Consider the following 23,158-nt stretch of genomic DNA (forward strand, 5'->3'; position numbering starts at 1 on the left):
ACCGTGCGATCCCGGGGGCCGGTGCCGCGTCGCTCAGAGCGTGATGCTCCACGAGTCGAGGTAGCCGGTGTCGAGGTAGTACTGGTCGCGGATCTCAAGCGTCCAGGTGCCCGCCGCCGTCTGGGTGACCGGGACGGAGTAGGTCCTGGTGCCGAAGGAGGTGCAGCTCGATCCGCCGCTGGACTTGACCGTGTAGTAGGTGCCGCTCGGGCCCCGGAGCCTGATCCGCAGGTCCTCGGCGCAGGTGTGCGAGATCGTGATGCTGAGCTGCACCGGGGAGATCGCCGCTCCCGTGGCGGTCGAGGTGATCGGGCTGTTGATCGTGGTCAGGTCGTTGATCGTGTAGTTGGTGCCGTTGGTGAACGTACGCCCGCCGGAGGTGCCCGACACCGTCAGCGTGTAGGAAGCGGTGTGCGAGCCGGACGAGCCGCTTCCGGTGACCGTCACCGTGTACGTCCCGGAGGGCGTGGACGCGCTGGTGGCGATCGTCAGGGTGGAGGAGCCGCCCGAGCTCACCGACGACGGGCTGAAGCTCGCGGTGGCGCCGGAGGGAAGCCCGGAGGCGCTGAAGCTCACCGTCTGCGCGCTACCCGAGGTGGTCGACGTCGCGACCGTGGCGGTGGCCGACTGGCCCGGCGTCACGCTGCCCGAGGTGGGGCTGAGCGACAGCGAGAAGTCGCCGCCCGACGAGGTGCAGCTCGCCTCGCCCGACTGCGCCGGCACGCCGACCGCGTTCCAGGCCGCCTTGGTGGCCGCGCACTCGGCGCTGCTCGCGCCGTACAGCTCGACCGCCGCCGCCAGCGAGGCGGTCCTGACGTTGACGTACTTCCAGGTCGAGGTCTTGCGCTGCAGCGCGCCCATGTAGATCTTGCCGGCCTTCTGGATGCCGACGCCGGTCACCGAGGACGGGCCGCCCGAGCAGATCGGGCTGTTCGGCTTGCCGCCGCCGGGCGAGGAGCCCTCGGCGAGCAGGTAGAACCAGTGGTTCAGCGGGCCGGCCGCGGCGTGCACCTCGGTGCTCGGGATCGAGCTGGAGTAGCAGTTGGGGTCGCCGGCGAGGGACGGGTTGTACATGTAGCGGATCGGCCCGGAACCGACGAGGTTGACCTTCTCGCCCACCTGGTAGTCCGGCGGGTCGTTCGGGTTGTTGGCGTACGCCTCGGTGAGCGAGCCGAAGATGTCGCCGGTGGCCTCGTTCAGGCCGCCGTTCTCGTTGCCCGAGCCGGCGCCGCCGGCGGTCGTCTGGAAGATGGCGTGGCCGAACTCGTGCGCCACGACGTCGATCGGCGTGGCCTGGCGGGCGTTGTCCTGCGAGTGCCCGAAGTTGGTGTAGCTGCCGTTCCAGTAGGCGTTGACGTCGTTCAGGCCCACGCGGGCGGGGAAGCCACCGCCGCTGCCGTTGATGCCGTTGCGGCCGAGCCAGTCGCGCAGCATGTCCCACTCGCGCTGCACGCTGTAGAGCGCGTCCACGCAGGCGGTCTCCAGGTTGGTGCCGCTGCCGTTGCCCCAGGAGTCGTCCGAGCCGGTGTACGCGGAGCCGTTCTGCCCGCCGCACCGGATGCCGCTGCGCGTGGAGTCGGTCATCGAGTAGGAGCTGCCCGAGCCGCTCGTGTTGATGGTGACCGTGCCGTAGTAGTAGCCGTTGCCGGTGCCGGCCTTCACCTGGTCGTAGGAGTCGGCGATCTCCCCGGAGACCGCGTCCACGAACACGTGCTGGATGCTCGGCCTGCCGCCGGCGATGCCGGAGACCACCGCCTCCCAGGTCAGCCGCGGCTTCTCGCCCCAGGCCAGGACGACCAGGCGCGGGGCCGCGGTGTCGTCGACGCGGGACAGCACGGTCTTCGCCGTCTCGGTGGCGGCCTCGGCGCTGACCGTCGGCGAGGTCGGCACGCCCAGGGGGAGGGCGCCGGACGCCGACTCGGTGTCGCGCACCCGCCCGTTGGAGTCGGTGACCACGACCGCGTCGCCGCCCACGATGGGCAGGCCCTTGTACGTGCGCTCGTAGGTGACGTAGAACATGCCGCCGCCCGGTGTGACGGCGGTGCGCCGGTAGGTCTCGTTCGGGGACACGCGCAGGTCGTCCAGGCCGCTCGCGACGGCCTGGTCCGCGGCGGCCGCGGCCCGCTGCGCGGGGTCGTCGGCGAGGGACCTGACCGCGGTCTCGCTGCCGGGCGTGGGCTTGGCGGCAGCGGCGGTGGCGGGTGCCACCACACCGGTCACGGCCAGCGCGGCGGCGGCCGCGAGCAGTGCTGTGCGCCTCATGGGCGTCTTCCTTTCTCTGCCTCCCACGGGGCGTCCGCCTTGTGGGCGGGCACCGGCGGCCCGCCTCCGGGAGACGAACCCGGGCGGCGGACACGGTGGGATTCGGGGGGTGATGAGAGAAATGGATGGGGGCTTCCGGCCGGGGAATCCGGCCCGTGCGCGACGTTAGAACCACGGTCCCGACGCGAACATCCGTAGCGATATCCGTACATCTACGGAAAAGCGACTGGCTTTGTGCGTAGGTCGTAAGAAAACGGCCGCCACGTGGGGAAGACGAAAGATGCGGGGCGATAGCTTCGACACCATGGAGAGGATGACCGAGGCGGAGTGGCGCGAGTTCGCGATGAGCGGCACCAGGACCGGGAAGCTCGCCGTCACCCGGGCGGACGGGCGGCCGCACGTGACGCCGATCTGGTTCGCCCTCGACGGGGACGACGTGGTGTTCACCACCCACGAGAGCGGGGTGAAGGCCGGCGCGCTGCGCCGCGATCCCCGGGCGGCCATGTGCGTCGACGACCAGGCCCCGCCGTACTCGTACGTGCTGATCGAGGGGGAGACGACCCTGTCGGACGACCTCGCCGAGGTGCGCCACTGGGCGACGGTGCTCGGCGGCCGTTACATGGGCCAGGAGCGGGCCGAGGAGTACGGCAGGCGCAACGGCGTGCCGGGAGAGCTCCTCGTGCGGCTGCGCGTCGGCAAGGTCATCGCGTTCAAGGACGTCGCCGGCTGAGGACGCCGCCCGGCGACATAGGCAAAGCGTGTTGACTTCTGTTGTGGGGCGCGAGCATGATGACAGAGGCAAAACAATTACGCCTCAGTCAACCCGGCTGAGAGCCGGACCGGCTTCCCGAAGGAAACACCCCCATGGCACGCCTGCTGGACTACTCCGTGTATGTCGCACCGTCGAAGTTCGTGGTCTCCGACGACCTGCCCCCCGGCGAGGCGCGGCGGATGTGGTCGCCGACCGCGTCGACCCTCATCTACGGCGCGAACGACGCGGTCCTGGTGGACCCGCTCATGACCATCGACGAATCACGTGCCCTGGCCGACTGGGTGGCGGCCACCGGCAAGAACGTGACCACCGTCTTCGTCACGCACGCCCACGGCGACCACTTCTTCGGTGCCCCCGCGCTCCTCGAGCGCTTCCCGGAGGCCACGCTCGTCGCCACGCCGGCCGTGGCGGCGCAGATGGGCGCCCAATGGGGGCCGCGCTGGTTCGACGGGTTCTGGGACCCGCGCTTCCCCGGCCAGATCTCGGATCGGCGCGTGGTCGCGCGACCGCTGACCGGCGACATCGAGCTGGAAGGGGAGCGGCTCCACGCGATCGAGCTGGGACACACCGACACCGACGCCACCAGCGCACTGCACGTCCCGTCCATCGGGCTGGTCGTGGCGGGCGACGCCGTGTACGGAGACGTCCACCTCTACATGGCCGAGTCGAAGGGCGACGGCACGCGGCAGTGGCTCGACGCACTGGACACCATCGAGAGCCTCCGGCCCAGCGCCGTCGTCTCCGGCCACAAGCGCGACGGCGATCCCGACAGCCCCGGCGACATCGCCAGGACCCGCCGCTACATCGAGGACTTCGCTGCCGCGGCGGACAAGGCCGGAGACCACGCCGACCTGTACGAGGCCGTCGTCGCCCTCTATCCCGACCGGATCAACCGCGGGGTGCTGTGGAACTCCGCGAGGGCCGTCACGTCCTGAGCCGTCTCGCGCCGTGGCACGCGAACAGGACGAGAGGGGCGCGCCTATGCGTCGTGTCGTCCGTCCGCCATGGCACGCACCACGAGCGCCAGCGTGGCGCCGTACGCCACATGCGCCGCGGCCATGACGACCGGGCGTCCGCGCGCGGGGTCGCGCGAGGCGGGCGGCAGGATGTTCAGCGCGGGCACCCAGCCCTCGTAGGCGCCGAGCCAGATCAGCAGGGCGTAGCCCACCCCGAGGGGAACGCCGGCCCCGCGCCCGCGGGTGAGCAGCGCGAACGCCGCGCCGCAGGTGGCGCCGAATCCCAGGTGCGCGGCGGCGCCGAGCACGCGTTCGCCGGGCTTGGGCCGGTGCCGGTGGCCCGGCAGAGCGGCCCTCACGATGTGCTTGGGCGGCTGGCCCGGCATGAGGCCGCTCTTCTGCCCGGCGAGCATCACCCCGCTCATCGCGAGGGTGGACAGCGCTCCGGCGGCGGCGCCGCGTACGAGTCGGCGGATCAAGGGTCTTCCTCCTGGAGCTTCTACAGACGGCGGGACAGCTTCTCGGCGAGTCCCGCGGGGTCGGCGACCGTCACGGTCAGGCCGGGATGGCGCAGCAGCCCGAGCGGCTCGCCGCCCCGGATCGGCTCCTGGAACCGTACGCACAGCCCCTTGCGGGCGTTGGTGGCGAACGTCAGGCCGCGGTCGGCGAGCGACACGTGCACCCCGATCGCCCGCCATGGGGAGTAGGGGCCGGTCGTCTCGACGCCCGAGACGTTGGCCAGCGGGGTCTCGATCACCCAGGGCCCGAAGCGGACCCGCAGCGTGCCAGGGCCGACCAGGACCCCGGCGGTGTCCTGGCGGATGCCCAGCACGGACAGCAGGGCGGCGAAGCGGGAGTCGAAGTCGAACGCGAAGCGTTCCGGTGTGCTCGCCATGGTGTCGTCGGTCATCGCTCCCCCTTCCGGCGCGCGCACATGCCGCCATACCGGCTCTTCGAAGTTAAGCGGGGTTGAGGAATCCGCGGCTTCGTCGGGTGGTGGCGCAGCGGGTGCGTAACCGCTGGTTTTCGGGGTTGCGGAAGCCGTACGCGTCGCGGGCGACGGTCTTGATCACGCGGTTGGTGCCCTCGGAGCCGGCGTTGGTGATGCCGGTGTGGATGAACGCGAGGATCTCGGGCCACCAGGTCTCGACCGTGCTCGCCAGGCGTTCCAGTTCAGGCAGGCCGGAGGCGGCGCAGCGGTCATAGAAGCGGAACAGCCGGCCGGCGACGACGGAGCGATCGGGGTGGGTGCGCGCCAAGGCGAGCAGGTCGAGCAGGTCTTCCTTGGCGTTCCACGCGGCCAGGATCGGCACTCCGATCCGCCTCGGTAGCGCCATCAGGTCATCGACCATCGGGTCGAGTTGCGAGCCGTGCATCCGGGCGGCCGAGCGGGTCAGCCGGTTACGTAGTTCCCATTCGCGGTTGCCCTTGCGCCCGCGCCTGCCCCGCACCTGGACGGTGACGCGGCGGCGGACCTCGGTGACGGCGGCGTTGGCCAGCTGCACGATGTGGAAGTGGTCGACCACCAGCCTGGCCTGCGGTAACGCCACCCGGACGGCGGATTTGAAGATGGTGCACATGTCGATCGCGACGAAGGTCACGCCATCACGCCAGGCCTGAGTACGCTGGCCGAGCCAGCCGGTGACAGCAGTGCTGGTACGGCCTTCGACCTGGCCGAGCAGGCCTTGCCCGCCGGACAGGTCGACGAAGCCGACATGCCATCGGTCCACGACGGTCTGCCAGGTGCCGGTGGTCTCATCCCAGGTCCAGCGGGGCCGGCCTCGGCGGATCTCATCGATCCCCAGCACCGTGACGGGGGCGGGCTGACCGGGCAGCACCCGCTGGGCGTGCGCGGTGAACGCCGCACAGGCCACCGGCCAGGACACGCCGTGGTCGCGAGCCGACTGCACGATCGTCCTCCCACGGTCGGCGACGGCTTCCCCGGCGGCCTGGCGTAATCGCACCGTCAGCCGGGCCCGGGCCGGGACCTGTGCGACGTGCTCGGTGAACGTCCCTCTCGGGCAGGCCGGCTCGTCGCAGTACCACCGGCGTTTACGCCAGCGCAGGTCACAGCGGCGGCCCGCGACCGGTAGGTCACGCGGGCGGGTGGTCACCCACTCCTTGACCCGGGCCGCGAACACCCCGCACTCGGGGCAGGCCCGAGCGCTCTCGTCGGCGGTGACCAGATGCACGATCGGCCCCTGCCTGCTGTCTTCACCTGCTGCGACGACGTCGACGACGGCCAGGCCCTCCAGGCCCAGCAGCCGGGTCGTATCGTTGACCATGCTCGCGGCTCTTCTGTTGATCTTCTGCGTAGATAACAGAAATGATCAACGGGAGCCGCGAGCTCCCTCAAGAGGCAATCCATCCCGCAGCCGCGCGAGCAGGCGCAGCCTCGCCTCAACCCCGATCAAGTTCGATGAGCCGCCATACCCCCTCGGCCCAGATCAAACAGGGCCTCCCGCGAAGCCCCGGCCCGGGGAGGGCCGTGGTTCCGGCGACCGCCCTCCGTACGGCGCGGACGGACGGCCGTCCACCCCCGGCGGCCCGGCGTACCCGGGCGCCCGTTCGCTTTGTACGCTTGCGCGTCATGAGCGTGCAGGTGCGCAACAACGTGGGAGTCACCGGCCGGGCGGACGGCCGCCCCATGGTCTTCGCCCACGGGTTCGGATGCGACCAGAACATGTGGCGGCTGGTCGCGCCCGCGTTCGAGGACGACCACCGGGTCGTCCTGTTCGACTACGTGGGCTCCGGCGACTCCGACCTGTCGGCCTACTCGCCCGAGCGCTACTCCTCGCTCCAGGGGTACGCGCAGGACGTCCTGGACGTCTGCGCCGAGCTCGACCTGACCGGCGCGGTCTTCGTGGGCCATTCGGTGAGCGCGATGATCGGCGCGCTGGCGGCCATCAGGGAGCCGGCGCGCTTCGGGGCGCTGGTGATGGTCGGGCCGTCGCCTTGCTACATCGACGACGAGGGCTACACCGGCGGCTTCAGCGCGGCCGACATCGAGGAACTGCTGGAGTCTCTCGACAGCAACTACCTCGGCTGGTCCAGCGCCATGGCCCCGGTGATCATGGGCAATCCGGAGCGCCCCGAGCTGGGGGCCGAGCTGACCAACAGCTTCTGCCGCACCGATCCGGACATCGCCAAGCGGTTCGCGACGGTGACGTTCCTGTGCGGGCCGCCGGAGACATGGTCGGCGAGATCGGGCGACCCGGCAGCGTCCTCGGCCTGCTGCCCAAGATCAGGCTGACCGACGTCGACGTCGATCTCGCCCCCGGCGACGTGGTCCTCTTCTACACCGACGGCGTCGTCGAGGCGCGCAGGGGCGAGGACCTGTACGGCGAGGACCGGCTGCGGCGCCTGCTCGGCGCCTCCCGCGCCATGGACGCCGCGGGGATCGCCGAGGCGGTCGTGGACGAGGCCGTCGCCTTCCAGTCCGGGCTGCCGCGCGACGACATCGCCGTCCTCGTGCTCAAGATCCCCGCCTGATCGCGCAGTCTCCCCGCGCCGCCCGCGCCGCCCGCCCGCTCCGCCCGCGCTGTCTGCCCGCTCCGCCCGCCCGTGCCGTCCTCCCGTGCCGTCCTCCCGGGCGGAAACAGGGGACGGCGACTGGTGATTTCCCCGATGCCGTGACCGGTTCAGATCACGAGACTCCTGTCATCCCCCACGGCAAGGAGATCTCATGCGTAGGATCGTCGGCCCCCTCCTCGGCATCCTGGCCCTGCTCGGCTTCCTCGCCCCCACTGCCCCCGCGCAGGCGGCCACGCACAACCCCGTCGTATTCGTCCACGGCTACACCGGAAACAGCACCAACTTCGCCACCCTGCAGGCGTACCTGGTGGCCAACGGCTGGTCCGCCAGCCGGCTGTACGGCTACAACTACAACTGGGCCGGCTCGAACGTGGTCAGCGCCCAGGGCCTGGCCGCCCTCGTCAACCAGATCAAGGCGAGCACGGGCGCGTCCCAGGTCGACATCGTCAACCACTCGATGGGCGGCCTGGTGACGCGGTACTACCTGCAGAAGCTCGGCGGCGCCGCCAACGTCGGCCACGTCGCCTCGCTGGCCGGCGCCAACCACGGCACGACGTACGCCGCCGCCTGCACCATCTATGTCTCGTGCATCGAGATGCTGCCCGGCTCGGCGTACATCACCTCGCTGAGCGGCGACGAGACGCCCGGGTCGGCGAAATACGGCACCTGGGTGTCGCCCTGCGACGGCATCATCATCCCCTACACCAGCACCCGGCTGTCCGGGGCGGACAACCACACCCTCGCCTGTGTCGACCACCTGTCGATCCTGAGCAACATCCAGGCGATGTCCGGCATCCGCGATCTGCTCAACAGCTGATCGCCTCTGTTTCCGGCCGGGCGGCCCACCGCCGCCCGGCCGCGTCACGATGGAGGAGTGACGCCATCGGTGACACGGGTGCGGGACGCGCGGGCGGCGGGATCATCGCCGCGAACCCCGGGATCCGGGACGGGTCAGCTCCCGGTCGGCGACGGACTGGGCGAGACGGCCGGCGAGGAGCCGGGTGAAAGGGCAGGCGTCGGACTGGGCGAAAGGGCGGGCGACGGAGTGGGTGAGGCGAACGGCGACATGCCCGGCCAGGGGGAGTAGGTGCTCCGCCACGTTCCCGGCGGCAGGACCGGCACGTCCACCCGGGTCGTCCCCGCGTTCTGGAACCGGAACGTCACGGGGATCGTGCCGCCGCTGCGCAGCGGGCGGGTGAGGCCGACGAGCAGCACCTGCGGGAAGGGCGTCCCGCCGACGTACTTCCCGGCGGGGATCTCCAGGCCGTCCGGGGCGGGCAGGCGGGCCTCCCGGAACAGGCCCCCGGTGTCCACCGACACCAGGCGGTCGGCGCGGCCCGTCTGGTTGAGCAGCATCATGTACATCGGCATGTCGGTCCCCGGCGGGGCGGGCTGCAGCGGGCCGATGATGAAGGCGTTGCGGAGCAGCATGCCGGGCAGGTCCGCGTTCGCCCCGTCGTTCTGGGGGATCGTCTCGGTGTAGAAGTCCTGCTTCATGTCGCCGCAGGCCGCGGTGACGGTCGCGGCCGCGACGCAGAGAGCCGCCAGGATTGCGCGCATGTCGACCTCGGCTCGCTCGTAGGCGTCTTTCGAGGCTGGGTACCCCTCTAACCCGGTTGTTTACCGCCGGGGAATCATGCGAGCGCCGGGACCCCGGAGGAATCCCCGAGAACGCGGAGGAGACGCATGCGGCTGATCGCCCCGGAGAGGGCAGGGTTCCCTGCGGACCTGCCCCACCGGCTGGACGCCCTCGTACGGCGGGGCGGGGCCCCGGCCCTGCACGGCGTCGTGGTGGCCCGGCACGGCCGCGTCGTCCTCGAGTGGTACGGCGGCGGCGAGGACCACGTGCTGAACACCCCGCTCGGCCACGTGGACTTCGGGCCGGACACGCCGCACGACCTGCGCTCGGTCACCAAGAGCCTGGTGGCGCTCCTGTACGGCATGGCGCTGGAGTCCGGCCTGGTGCCGGAGCCCGGCGAGCCGCTCCTGACGGTCTTCCCCGAGCACGCCGACCTCGCGGCCGATCCCCGCCGGGCCGGGCTGACGATCGGGCACGCGCTGACGATGACGATGGGCCTGGAGTGGGACGAGAGCGCGCCTACACCAGCCCGGCCAACAGCGAGATCGCCATGGAGTTGGCGCGGGACCGCTGCCGCTACGTGCTGGAGCGCCACCTGACGCCGCGCGGCCTGGCCCGGATCGGCCAGGCCCTGCTGAACCGGGAGATCGCCCCCGGCTGGATCGGGGAGATGCTGCGCCCGCGGGTGCCCGCCTGGGAGGGCGTCTCCTACGGGCACCTGTGGTACGTGGGCGAGGAGGGGCGGGCGACGGCCATGGGCAACGGCGGCCAGCGGCTGTTCCTGCTGCCCGATCTCGATCTCGTGGTCGTCGTCCCGGCGGGCGCCTACGATGAGGCCGGACAGGACACGGCGCCGAGAGCGGTCCTGGAAGATGTGGTGCTGGCCGCGATCACACGAGGAGACGCCAGATGATTTTCATCACCGCGAAGTTCCGGGTGCTGCCGCAGTACGCCGACCAGTGGCCGGAGATCACCCGTGAGTTCACCGAGGCGACCCGCGCCGAGCCGGGCTGCCTGTGGTTCGACTGGTCGCGCAGCCTCGACGACCCCGCCGAGTACGTGCTCGTCGAGGCGTTCCGGGACGACGAGGCCGGAGCCGCGCACGTCGGGTCGGAGCACTTCCGTACGGCCCAGCGGACGCTGCCGCCCCACCTCGCCGAGACCCCGAGAATCGTCAACGTCAAGGTCCCGCAGGACGACTGGTCCCTCCTCGGCGAGATGGCCGTCCCCGCCGAGGACTGAAACGCACCCAGAAGAGCCGGGTCCCCGTGTGAGACGACGATGCCCTCGGAGCCCCCAGTGAGGGGGTCCGAGGGCATCGTGGTGTGTCAGTAGCCGAGGTCGCCGAGGTCGGGCTGCTGCCAGCCGCCCTGCGGCACGTCGCCCCGGTACGGCCCGCTCACGACCGGCGGCACGAAGGTCTCCTTGATCGTGCGGGCGTTGACCCAGCGGATCAGGTTGAAGATCGAACCGGCCTTGTCGTTGGTGCCCGAGGCGCGGGCCCCGCCGAACGGCTGCTGCCCGACGACCGCGCCGGTCGGCTTGTCGTTGACGTAGAAGTTGCCCGCCGCGAAGCGCAGCCGCTCGGTGGCGTCGTCGATGACGTACCGGTCCTGCGCGATGATCGACCCGGTCAGCGCGTACGGCGCGATGCCCTCCATCTGGTCGAGCACGGAGTCGTACGCGGCGTCGTCGTAGACGTGGACGGCGAGGATCGGGCCGAAGTACTCCTTCACGAAGACCTCGTCTGCGGGGTCGGCGCACTCCAGCACGGTCGGCCGCACGAAGTAGCCGGTCGAGTCGTCGTAGGAGCCGGTGAGCACCGAGATCGAGTCGGCCGAGCGCGCCCGGTCGATGGCCTCCTTGTGCTTGGCGAAGGCCCGCGCGTCGATCACCGCGCCCATGAACGTGGACAGGTCGCCCGACACGTCGCCCACGGTGAGCGACTCGGCCGCCGAGACGAAGTCGTCGCGCATCCGCGTCCACAGCGAGCGCGGCACGTACGCCCGGGAGGCCGCCGAGCACTTCTGGCCCTGGTATTCGAACGCGCCCCGCAGCAGCGCGGTCGACAGCACCCCGGTGTCCGCGGACGGGTGGGCCAGGATGAAGTCCTTGCCGCCGGTCTCGCCGACGAGCCGCGGGTAGCTCCTATAGCCGGAGATGTTCTCCCCGACGGCGCGCCACAGGTGCTGGAACGTCGCCGTCGAGCCGGTGAAGTGGATCCCGGCCAGCTCGGGGTGGGGCAGGGCGACCTCGGAGACGGCGGCGCCGTTGCCGGTGACCATGTTGATCACACCGGGCGGCAGCCCGGCCGCCTCCAGCAGGCGCATGGTGAAGTGCGCCGCGAACTGCTGGGTCGGCGACGGCTTCCACACCACGACGTTGCCCATCAGCGCCGCCGCCGCGGGCAGGTTGGCCGCGATGGAGGTGAAGTTGAACGGCGTGATCGCCAGGACGAAGCCCTCCAGCGGGCGATACTCCATCCGGTTCCACACACCCGGCGACGACACCGGCTGCTCGGCGAGCAGCCGCCGCGCGTAGGCGACGTTGAACCGGAAGAAGTCGATCAGCTCGCAGGCGGCGTCGATCTCGGCCTGCTGCGCCGACTTCGACTGGCCGAGGATGGTGGCCGCGTTGAGCGTGTTACGCCACGGGCCGCTGAGCAGCTCGGCGGCCCGCAGGAACACCGCGGCGCGCTCCTCGAACGGCAGGGCCCGCCAGCGCGGCGCGGCCTCCAGCGCCGCGCCGACCGCCGCCCGCACATCGGCCGCGGTGGCGTCGGCCGTACGGCCGAGCACGGCGGCGTGGTTGTGCGGCTGCACGACGTCGATCGGGGCGCCGCCGGCCATGCGCCGCTCGCCGCCGATCGTCATCGTCAGGTCGAGGGACGTCCCCGACAGCTCCTTGATCCGGGTCTCCAGGGCCGCGCGCTCGGCGCTGCCCGGCCCGTACGCGTGCACCGGCTCGTTCGCCGGCACCGGGACCTCGGTGATCGCATCCATCATTTACCCCTCAAAGCGCGAAGGAAGAAGGCGACGTTGGCCGGGCGCTCGGCGAGGCGGCGCATGAAGTAGCCGTACCAGTCGTCGCCGTAGGGGACGTAGACCCGCACCCGGGACCCGGCCGCGGCCAGCGCCGCCTGCCTGTCGGCCCGGATGCCGTAGAGCATCTGGAACTCGTAGTCGTCCGGGCCGCGCCCGGCGCTCACCGCGAGCGACTCGGCGATCGCGATCAGCCGGTCGTCGTGCGTGGCCACCATGGGATAGCCCGTGCCCGACATGAGGGTCCGCAGGCACCGCACGTACGCGCGGTCGACCTCGGCCTTGCTCTGCCAGGCCACCGAGGCGGGCTCGGCGTAGGCGCCCTTGACCAGCCGCACCCGCGACCCCGCGAGATCGCGGCAGTCGGCCTCGCTGCGGAACAGGTAGGCCTGGATCGCCACGCCCGTCTCCGGGAAGTCCTCCCGCAGCGCGCGCAGCGTGCCGAGCGTCGCGTCGACGGTGGTGTGGTCCTCCATGTCCAGGGTGACGGTGGAGCCGCACTCGCGCGCCGCCGCGCAGATCTGCCGTGCGTTCTCCAGCGCCATGCCCGGGTCGAGGGCCTGGCCGACGGCCGACAGCTTGACCGACACCTCGGCCCGGTCGCCGAGGCCGAGCGGCCGCAGCTCCTCGAGCAGGGAGACGTACGCCTTGGCGGTGGCGACGGCGGCGCCGGGGTCCCGGACCTCCTCGCCCAGATGGTCGATGGTGACGGACAGCCCCGAGCCGGTCAGGCGGCGCGTCGCGGCGACGGCGTCCGCGGTGGACTCTCCGGCCACGAAGCGGTCGACGACCTTGCGCGTGAGCGGGAGCCCCGACACGGCCCGGCGGGCGAGCGGGCTTCGTGAGCACGCGAGAAGCAGGGAACCGAGCATGGCCTCAGGCTAAATCCGCACGTCACGGAAGTTCCACGGACATCCGCCACAGCATTTTTCGACAAATGTACAAGAATGTCAGCATGCAAGACATCGTCGATGAGATCTCCCGGCTGCTGGACGCCTCCGTGACCCTGGAGGACCGCTCCTTCAACCTGCTGGCGTACGGCGCGCAGAGCGGGGACATCGACCGCGTGCGGCAGGAGTCGATCCTGCGCCGCCACGCGTCCGACGAGGTGAGGGCCCACTTCGAGGCGTACGGCATCGCCACCGCGACGGGCCCGGTGCGCATCCCCGGGCTGTCCGGCCTGCTCGGCCGCGTGTGCGTGCCGCTGCGGCACGAGGGGGTGACCTACGGCTACCTGTGGGCGCTCGAATCCGGGGAGCTCACCGACGAGCGGCTGGCCGAGATCGCGCCGCTGGTCGCTCAGGCGGCCGCGCTGCTGGCCAGGCAGGCCCGCGGCCGGCACGCCCCGCTGCGCCAGTTCTTCTCGGCCGACCCCGCGGTCCGCGCCACCGCCCGGGTGGACGTCGAGGGACCGGTGACGGCGCTGGCCGTGCGGACGCCCACGGCGGTCTCCGGGCCGCCGCGCACGCTGCCGCGCGGCGTGCTGGCCGACCCGGACGTGACCGACACGGCCGTGGACGCGCCGCTGCTCGCCGTGCTGGCGCCCGCCGGGCAGGCCGCGCACGTCGCGCGCCTCCTGCACAAGCTGTACGGCATGGCCGCCGGGATCGGGGGTCCGCGCGACGATCCGGGGGAGGCGTGGCAGAGCTGGCGGGAGGCGCTGCTGGCGCTGCGGGTGGCCGAGCACGTCGGGCGGCACGCCCCGGTGGCCGACTGGAGCACGCTCGGCGTCTATCGGCTGCTGGCCCGGCTGTCGCCGCGCGACCTGGCCGATCTCGCCGCCGAGTCGGCCGCCCTCACGCCCGGGATCGCGGCGAGCGTGGAGACCTACCTCGACCACGCCGGGCAGGTCCAGGAGACGGCTGCGGTGCTGGGCGTGCACCGGCAGACGCTGTACTACCGCCTGGGCAAGGCCGGGCGCCTCACCGGGCTCGACCTCGCCGACGGGGAGGACCGCCTGCTGCTCCACCTGTCGCTGAAGGCGGCGGCCCTGCTCCCCTCGTGACGGCTATCCGATCCTGGTCATGTTCGACTCGTAGCCCCCGCCGCCCGGGTAGTTCCATCGTCCGGTCATGGCGTCGCCGTCCGGGGTGAAGGTGCCCCGGAAGTACGCCGGAGACCCCTTCGCGCCGAACCAGATGGTCAGCGTGTCGCCGTCGAGTTCGTAGACGTAGTCGAGGGTGTCGCCTGAGCTGCTGTAATAGCGGGACTTGATGTCCTCGCTCGGCCCGTCGGCCCCGTATGACCTCTCCCTGCCGATGATCTCCAGGCCGGTGATCGGCTGACCGTCCTGCTCCAGCCGGATGTCCTGGATGAGGAAGAAGCCCCCCTCCATCCAGCGGTAGGTGACCGTGCCCTCCGAGCCGCCGGTCACGCGCCAGGTGCCGACGAGCCGGTTCAGCGCCCGGAGCTGTTCGTCCGGCTGCGTCGTGGTGATGTCCGGCATGGTGTCTCCCTTCCTTCCGTTCGTGTGATGCCGCTCGTACGACGGCGCGGGCGGGGAAAGGGAATCGGTCCGGACGGAAGAAATAGATCACGACTCGATAACGGCGGATTCGATCGAGAGCGGCAGGCCGAACAGCGGCAGCAGCTCGGGGCCGAACGTGGTGATCTCCGTGATGAGGCCGTCCTCGGCGCACAGCACGTCGATGTTGACGGCGGCGTAGGAGGTCTCGCCGGGCCGCCGCACGTAGTTCGCCACCGCGGGCTGCCGGTTCACCGCGAGCGGGACGCAGTGCCACTCGCCCCAGCGCTCCTCGCCCTCCAGCACCGGACGCCACATGTCGAGCACGGCCGCCCGCCCCACGTACACCAGGGCGGCGGGCGGCATGGCCTGCAGGACGTCCTCGCGCAGCAGCGCCGCCAGCGCCGGCAGGTCGGCGTTCCTGGATGCGGTGACATAGCGCTGCAGCAGGTCGAGCTCCTCGCGGGTGGGCCGGGTGGCCGCGGCCCAGTCCGCCCGCCGCCTGGGCAGCCGTTCGCGCAGCGTCGCGCGGGCGCGCTGCAACGCGCTCTTGACCGAGGCGACGCTCATCTCCAGCGCCTCGGCGGTCTCGGTCACCGGCCAGCCGGCGACGTCGCGCAGGATCAGCACGGCCCGCTGCCGCGGCGGGAGGTGCTGGATCGCCGCCAGGAACGCCAGCTCGACGGTCTCCCTGGCGATGGCCGCCGCGTCGGGCGCGCCCTCGTCCGGCGCCGCCAGGTCGAGCAGGTCGTCCGGATAGGGCTGGAGCCAGGCGACGTCGGCCGCGGCCGGACGCCCCGGGCTCTCCGCGACGTCCGCCGCCACCGTCTCGCGGGCGCGGGCCGGGCCGGACAGTGCGTCGAGGCAGGCGTTCGTGGCGATCCGGTAGAGCCACGCCCGGAACGTCGAGCGTCCCTCGAAGCTCTCCCGCGCCCGCCAGGCCCGCAGCAGCGTCTCCTGCACCATGTCTTCGGCGTCGGTGAACGACCCGAGCATCCGGTAGCAGTGCACCCGCAGCTCGTGCTGGTGACGCGCGGCGAGCTCGCCGAAGACGGCCTGGTCGCCCGACCGGACGGCCTCCGCCATGGCGTCGGCGGCCGGGGAGTCCCCGGCCGTGACGTGCTGTTCGCTCACGCCCGCCCCGCGTCTCCGTCACCCGTACGTGATCAGCCGGAGCCTACTGCGGGGCCCGGTAGACCCGCACCCACTCGACGTACACCGTGCCGCCGGAGGCGTCGTTGCGCAGCACCAGGCCCAGCGGAGACCGGGGGACGTACGGGCCGGTGTAGTTCCACACCTGCCTGCCGTCCAGCCAGAAGGTCACCCGGCCGGGCAGCCAGTCGACGGTGACCGTGTGCCCCTGGGTGAAGGCGGTCGCCAGCTCGGCCCGGGCCAGCTCCCGGCCCTGCCGGACGGAGAGCTCCGCGCGCCCGCCCGCGGTCGCCGCCACGCCGATCGCCGCGTCCTCGGCCCCGGCGTCCCCGGCCCCCGTGCCACGCGTCCCCGGGAACCGCGCGGATCCCGGGACGTCGTCCCGCGAGCCGCCGCGCCGCGAGCCACCGTACTGCGAGCCGTACGCGGAGTCGCCGTACACGTCGTCGTACACGTCGTCGTACGAGTCGCCGTACGGGTTGTCGTATCGGGCACCGTCGAGGGAGTCGTACGAGGGGTCGTCGTAGCGGGGTGCCTCGGCGGAGGATCGGCCGGACCGGGAGCCGCCGCGCCGCGCGTTTCCATACTCGGCGGCGTCCGACCGGGGCGACTGCAGCAGCACGGCGGGAAGCGCCCCCTCGTCGGCCTGCAGGCGGACCTCCCAGCGGCCGTACCGTTGGAGCGCGGCCCCGGAAAGGTCCACGCCGCCGCCGTTCGCGGTGACGCGCAGCGCCTGCCCGCCGAAGTCCTCGGCCAGGGCCGGCGCGCCCCAGCCGGTCGCGGAGGCGCCGGACGCGGAGGCTCCGGACGCGCGGGGAGCCGGTGTGCCGGACGGCGGGCTCGCCGGCGCGCTCGGCGCCTTGCTCTGCGCTGTGCTCGGCGGCGGAGAGGACGCCGGTGCGGCCCCGGGGGTCGCCTGGGCGGCGGCCCGGGGCACGTCCTCCGGTTCGATGGCGTGAACCACGACCGGCCCGTCCGCGGGGCGAACGGGCTCCGCCAGCCGCATCGGCGGCTCGGTTCCGGTTCCGGCCGACGCCCGCGCGCCGGGCGAAAGGCCGGGAGACGGAAGGGGGGACGGGCTGGGGGAGGGACGCGGCGCGACCGCGGGGATGTCGCCGATCTTCTCCGCGATCGTGGCGTCGCCGGTCGTGTCCGCGGCCTTCTCGCCCTCCTGCCCGGCGTCCTCGGCGGGTGCGGCGGCCGGGGTGGCGATCTGCGTCGCGCTCAGCCCCGCCGCGTTCGCGTTGCCCGGCCGCGCGCCGGACGAGTCGGGGGAGGACGCCGATCCCTGTGCGGCGGACTCGTCTCCGGCGGTGAACACCTTCACGGAGTCCGCGTTCGAACAGGCCGTGGCGGCGGCGATGAGCATCGCCGCCGCCACCGCTAAACCAGGCCCATGACGTGACATGAGCCGAGTTAATCACATCATTTCACTCAGATAACTGCCTTAATCCGGTAATATCTCTTGCCTTTTTACGCGCACGTCTTCTCGTAAACGCGGAGCAGTTCCATGCTGATTCGTTCGACCGAATAGCGGGAACGCGCGCGGTCGGCGGCCGCGTAGCCGATGGCCGTGCGCAGGGTGGGGTCGCCGAGCAGGCGGCGGATCCGATGGGCGATCTCCAGCGGGCGGTCGGGCCGGGTCAGGAAGCCGGTCACGCCGTCCACGACCGAGTCGAGATGCGCGCCGGTGGCCGAGGCGATGACCGGGATGCCGCAGGCCATGGCCTCCAGCGCGGCCGTGCCCGTGGGGACGGTCGACGGCAGCGACAGCACCAGATCGGCGCTGCGCATGAGCTTGGGCATCGCGGTGTGCGGCACCATGCCGAGCATCTCCACGCGGTCGGCCACGCCGTGCTCCGTGGCGAGGGCGCGCAGCCGCTCGACGCTCAGGTCGTCGCCGCCGGCGATCACGAGCTCGGCCTCCGGAACGGCACGCAGGGCGTGCACGGCCCAGTCGGCGCCCACGTGCCCCACGTGGAGGAGGCGGGGCCGCTCGCCCCTCGGGAAGGCGGGGCCCTGGCGGCGGAAGCGCTCGATGTCCACGCCGTGCGGGACGACCGAGATGTTGCGGCGCGGCACGCCCATCCGGATCAGCTCGGACTCCTCGTCGGCGCAGGCGGCGATGACGGCCCTGGCCCTGCGGCCGATCGCGCACTCCAGCCGCCGTACGGGCGCGGCGCTGCGGCTGTCGTCGTAGTGGCTGTGGAAGGTCTGGGTGACCGGCACGCCCAGGCCCTCGGACCCGGCGATGGCGGCCAGGCCGCTCGACCACGAGTAGGCGTGGATGATGTCCGGGCGGTGCTCCCGCCACCGGCGCCGCAGGCCGTCGCTGAAGTCCGGGATGTAGGGGAGGAGGTCGTTTTCCGACAGCTCCATGTCGGGCCCGGCGGGCACGTGCTCGACGCCGTCCCCCTGCACCTTCGAACGGGTGTAGACGGTGACCCGGTGGCCCCGGCCCAGCTCGCGGGCGATGGCGGGAGTGTCGGGAGTCAGTTCGTGCGCGGAGACGATGGCGATATCCATGGCACACCTCAAGACAGGAAGGCGTCTGAAAGGGTGTGCCTGCGTCCTAGGCACGATGTAGATGATGTTTACCTTACTCTGATTCGCGCTAAACGCCTAATCGGGAAAAATCATGCGCATGTCCGCAGGCCCGGCGCGGCGGCCGGCCCCCTGACGGCAGCCGCCCTTCTCCTGACATATGCCCAGGTAGCCGCCGATCCGACCCTCACGGACCATCCTCATCGGGCCGCTCGCCGCCATGCGCCGCATCCGCCTCCGCCCGCCCGTCTCGACCGCCCTCTCGGCCCGGCGGGGGAGGATCCCGTCAGCGGGCCCGGCGCAGCGTGAGGACGGTGATCTCGTCGACCGCGTGGGTGCCGCAGAAGGCCCGGTGGTCCTCCTCGATGGCCTTGACGACCGCGCCAGGGGGCTGCCCGGAGCAGCGGGCGAGCGCCTCGGTGAGCCGCTGCTCGCCGTAGTTGTCCCCGGCCGGGCTCTGCGAGCCCACCAGGCCGTCGCTGTAGAGGACGAGCGTCTCCCCGGCCGAGAGCGTGATCTCCTCCGTCGCGGGCACGGAGCCCTCCTCGAAGCCCAGCGGGACACCGCCGCCCTCGGAGAACCGGACGCCGCCGCCCGGCTGGATCAGCGCCGCGGGATGATGCCCCGCGGAGGCGAGCCGCACCTTTCGGCCCCGTACGAAGCCCGCGGCGGCCATCACGAACATGCCCGTCTTCTGCACGACGAGGGCATCGCTGACCTTGCGCAGGGCCTGCCCCGGGTCGTCCTCCCACACGCTCAGCACGCGCAGGCCGTTGCGGACCATGGCGGTCACGGCGGCCGCCTCCTCGCCGCGCCCTGCCGCGCTGCCGATCACGAAGCCCCACCCGTTCTTGACGGTGAACACGTCGTAGAACTCGCCGCCGATGGCGCGCATGCCGGAGCCGGGATGATAGGCGGCGGCGATCTCGAAGCCGGGGATCTCGGGGAGCGTCCGGGGGAGCACGCCGGTCTGCAGGGTGTCGGCGGCGTGGGCCCGGCGCTGGAACCCCTGCTGGGCCCGCATCGCGAGGCCGAGATGCAGCCCGATCTCCTCCAGCAGACCCAGGTCGGCGAGGCCGAACGGCGGGCGGTCGCGCAGCCGCACCAGCGTGAGCACGCCGCGTGCCTCGCCGTCGGCGCGGATCGGCACGCTGAGCAGCGAGCCCGCGCGCATCGCCTGGAGCACGTCGCCGCCGAGCAGGGAGTCGTCGGTCAGCATCTCGTGGACGACGCCGCTCTGCGTGGTCATCACCTGCTCCACGACCGGCGCGAGCGCGGGCGGAGCCTCCTCGACGGCCCGCTGCAGCCGCCCGACCGGCTGGTCGCTCGGCCCGATGACGACCGTGCGCACCAGGCCGCCGTCCCTGGCGACGTCCGCGATCACCCAGTCGGCCGTCTCCGCCGCGAGCAGGCGGGCCGCCCGCAGCAGGGCGACGGGCTCGCGCAGGCTCTCCTCGTCGAGCAGCAGCGTGGTCAGCCGCGACAGCAGCTCGTGCCGCCTGGCCGCCGCCAGCACGGCCGCGTCGTCGGGCACGCCTCCCTGTACGGCGGGCTCGGGCAGCTGGACCTCGGTGGGCAGCACGACCCCGGCGATCATCTCCTGCGGCTCGCCCGGCATGTGCAGGCGGCTCAGCACCAGCCGTACGGTGTGGGCGCGGCCCTGGTGGGCCAGCCGGGTCAGGAACGAGGCGCTGTCGTCGCCGTGGAGGACGGCGGCGAAACGCTGCCGGAACGCCGCGCGGGCGGTCACGTCGACGAGCAGGGGGAACGCGCGGCCGATCAGATAGCCGGCGGGGCTGCCGAGCAGGCGCGTGGTCTCGTTGTTGATGCGGCGCACCGTGCCGCCCGTGTCCATGATGACCACGGGGATCGGCAGCGCCCGGAACACCTGGCGCAGCAGCTTCTGCTCGCGCTGACCGCCGCCGTCCCTGCGCCTGCGGCTGCGCGCCAGCTCGCTCAGGGCCTTGCGGACCAGTTCCTCGGCGGCGTCCAGCTCTCGTAGCATCGCGCCCGGGTCAGGATCTTCCCGTAGGGTGGCGATGCGGTCGGCGAGCCCGCTCAACGCGCGCTCGAGCTCGGCGGTGTCGGGCAAGCTGCCCCCCTCTCTCGACGTAGACGCTACGCCAAACCCCAGGTCTAATCGATCCAGCCTGGATTAACCCGAAAACTATGGGAATGGTCTTTCTACCATGGAGACGACATCCATTCTCGCGCGTGACCTCGCGGCTTTGGGCCGCGTGACAGAGGGCACGTCGGCCGAGAGCGTTCTGCGTGGCATCACCGAGGCGGTCGCCCGGGGCGTCCCCGGCTGCGCGGGCGGCACCGCCGAGCTGTGGATGGAGGGGCGGGTGCTGCTGGCCGCCTCCCACAGCGAGCTCACCCTGCTCATCGACCGCGAACGCGACCTGCGCGAGGGCCCGTCGCGGGAGGCGCTGTCCACCGGGCGGCCGATGACGATCCCCGACGTCATGCGCGAGACCCGATGGTCCCGCTACGCCGCCACCGCCGTACGGCACGGGGTGCGCTCGGTGCTCGTCGTGCCGATCGCCGTGGAAGGCGCCGTCGTGATCATCGGCCTGTACGGCGTGCGCCCCGGCGTGTTCAGCTCCGGCGGCCCGCTCATGGCCCTGCTGCGCGAGCAGGTCACCGTGGCGCTGGCCAACATCTGGGAGTTCGACGACGTCCTGACCGGCGCGGCGCAGATGCAGGAGGCGCTGGCCGGCCGGTCGGTGATCGACCAGGCCAAGGGCATCATCATGTCGAAGAGCGGCTGCTCGGCCGAGGAGGCGTTCGACGAGCTCAGACGGGTGTCGCAGCACCACCAGGTCAAGGTGGCCGACCTGGCCAGGCTCCTGGTGACCGAGCACCAGCAGAAGCACGGGGGAGCCGCCCCGGACTGAGCGGAGCCGTACGCGCCGGCGGGCACGTGGCGGCCGGCGGGCGGGCTCAGGCGGCGAACGCGGCGAGGGCCTCGTCGAGGGTGTCGAACAGGGGAAGCCGCTCCGACAGGCCGGTCACCCACATCACCTTGGAGTTCGGGTATTGCACGGAGATCAGCGCGAAGTTGCCGCCGGCCGTGGTCGAGCGCTGCCAGTGGTGCACGATCAGGCCCAGCGCGCGCGAGTCCATGAACGTCACGCCGCCCAGGTCGAGCACCATGCCGGGGCCGTGGTCGTCGGCCGCGGCGTCCAGGTAGTCCGAGAACTGCTCACGAGTCGTGGCGTCGAGGACGCCGTTCACATGGATCACCACGATGTCCCCCGCCATGCTGGACGTCAGGGACAGCAGCCCGTTGTCAGACACCTCGCGCCTCCTCTGCGGCAACATTACTGGTGCCGAGGGGGTGGTGATACTCCCGATTTTCCGGCAATATACTGATGCAGAGGTCCAGCAGAGGGCCTCGTCTCGATACTGTAGCGAGGCGTGCCTTCTGCGTGGTCAACCCAGGCGTAGGCGCCCTCGCGAGAAATACGAGGGGACTGCGCAGATGGCTGCCGAGGTCCGTGCAGAGACCGCCAGCAATCCGACCGCCGAAGAGCTCCTGGCCGAACTGGTCATGGACGGTCTGTCCGAGGAGCGGCGGGAACGCCTCCGCGAGAAGATCGTCGAAATGCACCGTCCGATGGCGAGGGACATCGCCCGGCGGTACCTCAACCGCGGCGAGCCCATGGAGGACCTCCTCCAGGCCGCGTACGTCGGCCTCATGAAGGCCATCAACGGCTTCGACCCCACCCTCGGCCACAGCTTCCGCGGGTACGCCATGGTCACCATGACGGGCGAGGTCAAGCGGCACTTCCGCGACCGCACCTGGGCCGTCCGGGTGCCCCGCCTCTACCAGGAGCGCCGGGCCGAGCTCAACCGGCACGTCGCCGACATGACCCAGGAGCTGGGCCGGTTCCCCACCGTCGCCGAGCTCGCCAAGAAGATGGGGCTGTCCGAGGAGGACATGCTCCTCACCATGGACGCCTCCGCGGCGTACAGCACGCTCTCCCTCGACGCGCCGATCGGCGCGGACGACGACGCCGCCGCGCTCGGCGACGTGATCCCCGAAGAGGACGACGCGCTCGACACCCTCGTGGACAGCGAGGCGCTGAAGCCGCTCATCGACCTTCTCCCCGAGCGGGAGAAGAACATCCTCCTGCTGCGCTTCTACGGCAACATGACGCAGGCCGAGATCGCGGCTGAGTTCGGCATATCGCAGATGCACGTCTCACGGATCCTCCGCAAGACCCTCGACCAGCTCCGGGCGGAGCTCGTCGCGGGATGAGAGGATGCGGCGATGGCCGGGACGATGCCCGGGACACCGTCGTGCCACGGCGGCTGTGCCACGGCGGCTGTGCCACGGCGGTGTCCCGGGGTATCTTCGTCCTGCCCATAGCCCAAAGACCCTGAGACGGCCAGATTTCCGGCGGGAGGCGTGTACCGGGTGAAAGATGACGGCGTTCCCGCGCACGTCACCGGAGCGGCCAAGGAGCGTGCCTTCTCCTTAGCCGATCTGCCCGACCTGCGGGAGTTCGCCGCCGCCGAGGCGCTGCGTCGCGGCATGCCGGAGGACGCGATCGGCGACTTCCTGGTCGCGCTCAACGAGGTCGCCACCAACGCGGTCACCCACGGGTCGACGAAGGCGCGGCTGGGCATCCGGAGCGACGGGACCGCCCTGGTGGTCGCCGTGCACGACGACGGCCGGGCCTGGCGTCCAGAGGGCGAGCCCGGCCACGACCCGCCTCCGGAGAACGCGACCAGCGGCATGGGGCTGTGGGTCGCGCGCATGCTGAGCAACGAGCTCCAGGTCACCACCGGTCCCAGGGGAACCACGGTGACGATGCGTTTCCTCCTCGCGTAGGGGTAGGGGAC

25 protein-coding genes are annotated in these 23,158 nt (G+C 71.8%); 12 read left to right on the forward strand and 13 right to left on the reverse strand.

The window, feature by feature from the left end; all coding sequences use genetic code 11:
* Window positions 1-33: 33 nt before the first annotated feature.
* Window positions 34-2,262, reverse strand: a complete 2,229-nt coding sequence (locus OHB01_RS25305; RefSeq protein WP_147942117.1) for a M4 family metallopeptidase — start codon at window positions 2,260-2,262, stop codon at window positions 34-36.
* Window positions 2,263-2,566: 304 nt separating this feature from the next.
* Here OHB01_RS25305 and OHB01_RS25310 point away from each other — a divergent pair, with 304 nt between their 5' ends.
* Together OHB01_RS25310 and OHB01_RS25315 are read left to right on the forward strand one after the other, a co-directional pair.
* Window positions 2,567-2,992, forward strand: a complete 426-nt coding sequence (locus OHB01_RS25310) for a PPOX class F420-dependent oxidoreductase (RefSeq protein WP_142651643.1) — start codon at window positions 2,567-2,569, stop codon at window positions 2,990-2,992.
* 134 nt (window positions 2,993-3,126) lie between these two features.
* Window positions 3,127-3,969, forward strand: a complete 843-nt coding sequence (locus tag OHB01_RS25315) for an MBL fold metallo-hydrolase (RefSeq protein ID WP_328854060.1) — start codon at window positions 3,127-3,129, stop codon at window positions 3,967-3,969.
* A gap of 44 nt (window positions 3,970-4,013) precedes the next feature.
* On the opposite strand, the gene OHB01_RS25320 is transcribed toward OHB01_RS25315, so the two are convergent.
* From OHB01_RS25320 to OHB01_RS25330, 3 genes are read right to left on the reverse strand one after another with little or no spacing between them, the layout of a single operon-like run.
* On the reverse strand, window positions 4,014-4,469 hold the full coding sequence (locus OHB01_RS25320) for a DUF6789 family protein (protein WP_142651641.1): 456 nt from the start codon (window positions 4,467-4,469) through the stop codon (window positions 4,014-4,016).
* Between the two features lie 20 nt (window positions 4,470-4,489).
* Entirely contained in the window at window positions 4,490-4,900 is a 411-nt protein-coding gene (locus OHB01_RS25325) for a hypothetical protein (protein ID WP_328854061.1), read from the reverse strand.
* 49 nt (window positions 4,901-4,949) lie between these two features.
* Window positions 4,950-6,275 carry an ISL3 family transposase gene (locus OHB01_RS25330; RefSeq protein ID WP_328709300.1) on the reverse strand — a complete coding sequence of 442 codons (1,326 nt, stop codon included), beginning with the start codon at window positions 6,273-6,275 and terminating at the stop codon, window positions 4,950-4,952.
* 305 nt (window positions 6,276-6,580) lie between these two features.
* Between OHB01_RS25330 and OHB01_RS25335 the strand changes: the two genes are divergently transcribed.
* From OHB01_RS25335 to OHB01_RS25345, 3 genes are all read left to right on the forward strand, one after another.
* The gene (locus tag OHB01_RS25335) at window positions 6,581-7,243 is read left to right on the forward strand and encodes an alpha/beta hydrolase (protein ID WP_328854062.1); all 663 of its coding nucleotides are present in this window, start codon (window positions 6,581-6,583) and stop codon (window positions 7,241-7,243) included.
* Window positions 7,183-7,482, forward strand: a complete 300-nt coding sequence (locus OHB01_RS25340) for a PP2C family protein-serine/threonine phosphatase (RefSeq protein ID WP_142651638.1) — start codon at window positions 7,183-7,185, stop codon at window positions 7,480-7,482. The genes OHB01_RS25335 and OHB01_RS25340 overlap by 61 nt, the downstream gene beginning before the upstream one ends.
* Window positions 7,483-7,675: 193 nt before the next feature.
* Window positions 7,676-8,341 (forward strand): esterase/lipase family protein, encoded by a 666-nt coding sequence (locus tag OHB01_RS25345; RefSeq protein ID WP_142651637.1) that lies wholly within the window; start codon window positions 7,676-7,678, stop codon window positions 8,339-8,341.
* Between the two features lie 134 nt (window positions 8,342-8,475).
* Here the strand turns inward: OHB01_RS25345 and OHB01_RS25350 are convergent, their stop codons facing one another.
* Complete coding sequence (locus OHB01_RS25350) at window positions 8,476-9,084, reverse strand: copper chaperone PCu(A)C (RefSeq protein ID WP_142651636.1); 609 nt, start codon at window positions 9,082-9,084, stop codon at window positions 8,476-8,478.
* Between the two features lie 126 nt (window positions 9,085-9,210).
* Here OHB01_RS25350 and OHB01_RS25355 point away from each other — a divergent pair, with 126 nt between their 5' ends.
* The 3 genes from OHB01_RS25355 to OHB01_RS25365 are packed head-to-tail and all read left to right on the forward strand — an operon-like array spanning window position 9,211 to window position 10,345.
* Window positions 9,211-9,702 carry a serine hydrolase gene (locus tag OHB01_RS25355; RefSeq protein WP_205831103.1) on the forward strand — a complete coding sequence of 164 codons (492 nt, stop codon included), beginning with the start codon at window positions 9,211-9,213 and terminating at the stop codon, window positions 9,700-9,702.
* Window positions 9,654-10,016 (forward strand): hypothetical protein, encoded by a 363-nt coding sequence (locus OHB01_RS25360; protein ID WP_205831102.1) that lies wholly within the window; start codon window positions 9,654-9,656, stop codon window positions 10,014-10,016. The genes OHB01_RS25355 and OHB01_RS25360 overlap by 49 nt, the downstream gene beginning before the upstream one ends.
* Complete coding sequence (locus OHB01_RS25365) at window positions 10,013-10,345, forward strand: putative quinol monooxygenase (RefSeq protein WP_142651635.1); 333 nt, start codon at window positions 10,013-10,015, stop codon at window positions 10,343-10,345. The genes OHB01_RS25360 and OHB01_RS25365 overlap by 4 nt, the downstream gene beginning before the upstream one ends.
* A gap of 86 nt (window positions 10,346-10,431) precedes the next feature.
* On the opposite strand, the gene pruA is transcribed toward OHB01_RS25365, so the two are convergent.
* Together pruA and OHB01_RS25375 are read right to left on the reverse strand one after the other, a co-directional pair.
* Window positions 10,432-12,105, reverse strand: a complete 1,674-nt coding sequence (gene pruA / locus OHB01_RS25370) for an L-glutamate gamma-semialdehyde dehydrogenase (protein ID WP_142651652.1) — start codon at window positions 12,103-12,105, stop codon at window positions 10,432-10,434.
* Window positions 12,105-13,016, reverse strand: coding sequence for a proline dehydrogenase family protein (locus OHB01_RS25375; protein ID WP_142651634.1), 912 nt, complete (start codon window positions 13,014-13,016; stop codon window positions 12,105-12,107). Before OHB01_RS25375 ends, pruA begins: the two co-directional genes overlap by 1 nt.
* 83 nt (window positions 13,017-13,099) lie before the next feature.
* Between OHB01_RS25375 and OHB01_RS25380 the strand changes: the two genes are divergently transcribed.
* Complete coding sequence (locus OHB01_RS25380) at window positions 13,100-14,149, forward strand: PucR family transcriptional regulator (protein WP_240972107.1); 1,050 nt, start codon at window positions 13,100-13,102, stop codon at window positions 14,147-14,149.
* A gap of 3 nt (window positions 14,150-14,152) precedes the next feature.
* On the opposite strand, the gene OHB01_RS25385 is transcribed toward OHB01_RS25380, so the two are convergent.
* From OHB01_RS25385 to OHB01_RS25405, 5 genes are all read right to left on the reverse strand, one after another.
* Window positions 14,153-14,590, reverse strand: coding sequence for a hypothetical protein (locus tag OHB01_RS25385; RefSeq protein WP_142651632.1), 438 nt, complete (start codon window positions 14,588-14,590; stop codon window positions 14,153-14,155).
* An 87-nt stretch (window positions 14,591-14,677) separates the two neighbouring features.
* On the reverse strand, window positions 14,678-15,742 hold the full coding sequence (locus tag OHB01_RS25390; protein WP_260617519.1) for an RNA polymerase subunit sigma-70: 1,065 nt from the start codon (window positions 15,740-15,742) through the stop codon (window positions 14,678-14,680).
* A gap of 43 nt (window positions 15,743-15,785) precedes the next feature.
* A complete protein-coding gene (locus OHB01_RS25395) occupies window positions 15,786-17,141 on the reverse strand; it encodes a glycoside hydrolase family 16 protein (RefSeq protein ID WP_142651631.1) in 1,356 nt (451 codons plus the stop codon).
* A 92-nt stretch (window positions 17,142-17,233) separates the two neighbouring features.
* The gene (locus OHB01_RS25400) at window positions 17,234-18,286 is read right to left on the reverse strand and encodes a glycosyltransferase (protein WP_142651630.1); all 1,053 of its coding nucleotides are present in this window, start codon (window positions 18,284-18,286) and stop codon (window positions 17,234-17,236) included.
* Window positions 18,287-18,590: 304 nt separating this feature from the next.
* Entirely contained in the window at window positions 18,591-20,396 is a 1,806-nt protein-coding gene (locus tag OHB01_RS25405; RefSeq protein WP_240972106.1) for a SpoIIE family protein phosphatase, read from the reverse strand.
* A 97-nt stretch (window positions 20,397-20,493) separates the two neighbouring features.
* On the opposite strand from OHB01_RS25405, the gene OHB01_RS25410 reads away from it, so the two are divergent.
* Window positions 20,494-21,204, forward strand: coding sequence for a GAF and ANTAR domain-containing protein (locus OHB01_RS25410; protein ID WP_142651629.1), 711 nt, complete (start codon window positions 20,494-20,496; stop codon window positions 21,202-21,204).
* 46 nt (window positions 21,205-21,250) lie between these two features.
* Here the strand turns inward: OHB01_RS25410 and OHB01_RS25415 are convergent, their stop codons facing one another.
* Entirely contained in the window at window positions 21,251-21,607 is a 357-nt protein-coding gene (locus OHB01_RS25415; protein WP_260617518.1) for an STAS domain-containing protein, read from the reverse strand.
* Window positions 21,608-21,791: 184 nt separating this feature from the next.
* Between OHB01_RS25415 and OHB01_RS25420 the strand changes: the two genes are divergently transcribed.
* Together OHB01_RS25420 and OHB01_RS25425 are read left to right on the forward strand one after the other, a co-directional pair.
* Window positions 21,792-22,571: a SigB/SigF/SigG family RNA polymerase sigma factor gene (locus tag OHB01_RS25420; protein ID WP_142651627.1), complete on the forward strand. Its 780-nt coding sequence runs from the start codon at window positions 21,792-21,794 to the stop codon at window positions 22,569-22,571.
* Window positions 22,572-22,730: 159 nt separating this feature from the next.
* Window positions 22,731-23,147: an ATP-binding protein gene (locus OHB01_RS25425; protein ID WP_168066521.1), complete on the forward strand. Its 417-nt coding sequence runs from the start codon at window positions 22,731-22,733 to the stop codon at window positions 23,145-23,147.
* The last annotated feature ends 11 nt before the right edge of the window (window positions 23,148-23,158 follow it).

It is taken from the genome of Microbispora hainanensis, assembly GCF_036186745.1.
In the GTDB taxonomy this organism is placed as follows: Bacteria; Actinomycetota; Actinomycetes; order Streptosporangiales; family Streptosporangiaceae; genus Microbispora.

Bases quoted from the DNA above. Each gene is read 5' to 3' on its own strand.
- OHB01_RS25420 (WP_142651627.1), top strand. From the start codon at position 21,792: ATGGCTGCCGAGGTCCGTGCAGAGACCGCCAGCAATCCGACCGCCGAA.
- OHB01_RS25330 (WP_328709300.1), bottom strand. From the start codon at position 6,275: ATGGTCAACGATACGACCCGGCTGCTGGGCCTGGAGGGCCTGGCCGTC.
- OHB01_RS25345 (WP_142651637.1), top strand. From the start codon at position 7,676: ATGCGTAGGATCGTCGGCCCCCTCCTCGGCATCCTGGCCCTGCTCGGC.
- pruA (WP_142651652.1), bottom strand. From the start codon at position 12,105: ATGGATGCGATCACCGAGGTCCCGGTGCCGGCGAACGAGCCGGTGCAC.
- OHB01_RS25360 (WP_205831102.1), top strand. From the start codon at position 9,654: ATGGAGTTGGCGCGGGACCGCTGCCGCTACGTGCTGGAGCGCCACCTG.
- OHB01_RS25335 (WP_328854062.1), top strand. From the start codon at position 6,581: ATGAGCGTGCAGGTGCGCAACAACGTGGGAGTCACCGGCCGGGCGGAC.
- OHB01_RS25310 (WP_142651643.1), top strand. From the start codon at position 2,567: ATGGAGAGGATGACCGAGGCGGAGTGGCGCGAGTTCGCGATGAGCGGC.
- OHB01_RS25385 (WP_142651632.1), bottom strand. From the start codon at position 14,590: ATGCCGGACATCACCACGACGCAGCCGGACGAACAGCTCCGGGCGCTG.
- OHB01_RS25325 (WP_328854061.1), bottom strand. From the start codon at position 4,900: ATGACCGACGACACCATGGCGAGCACACCGGAACGCTTCGCGTTCGAC.
- OHB01_RS25400 (WP_142651630.1), bottom strand. From the start codon at position 18,286: ATGGATATCGCCATCGTCTCCGCGCACGAACTGACTCCCGACACTCCC.
- OHB01_RS25350 (WP_142651636.1), bottom strand. From the start codon at position 9,084: ATGCGCGCAATCCTGGCGGCTCTCTGCGTCGCGGCCGCGACCGTCACC.
- OHB01_RS25380 (WP_240972107.1), top strand. From the start codon at position 13,100: ATGCAAGACATCGTCGATGAGATCTCCCGGCTGCTGGACGCCTCCGTG.
- OHB01_RS25410 (WP_142651629.1), top strand. From the start codon at position 20,494: ATGGAGACGACATCCATTCTCGCGCGTGACCTCGCGGCTTTGGGCCGC.
- OHB01_RS25305 (WP_147942117.1), bottom strand. From the start codon at position 2,262: ATGAGGCGCACAGCACTGCTCGCGGCCGCCGCCGCGCTGGCCGTGACC.
- OHB01_RS25375 (WP_142651634.1), bottom strand. From the start codon at position 13,016: ATGCTCGGTTCCCTGCTTCTCGCGTGCTCACGAAGCCCGCTCGCCCGC.
- OHB01_RS25365 (WP_142651635.1), top strand. From the start codon at position 10,013: ATGATTTTCATCACCGCGAAGTTCCGGGTGCTGCCGCAGTACGCCGAC.
- OHB01_RS25340 (WP_142651638.1), top strand. From the start codon at position 7,183: ATGGTCGGCGAGATCGGGCGACCCGGCAGCGTCCTCGGCCTGCTGCCC.
- OHB01_RS25315 (WP_328854060.1), top strand. From the start codon at position 3,127: ATGGCACGCCTGCTGGACTACTCCGTGTATGTCGCACCGTCGAAGTTC.
- OHB01_RS25355 (WP_205831103.1), top strand. From the start codon at position 9,211: ATGCGGCTGATCGCCCCGGAGAGGGCAGGGTTCCCTGCGGACCTGCCC.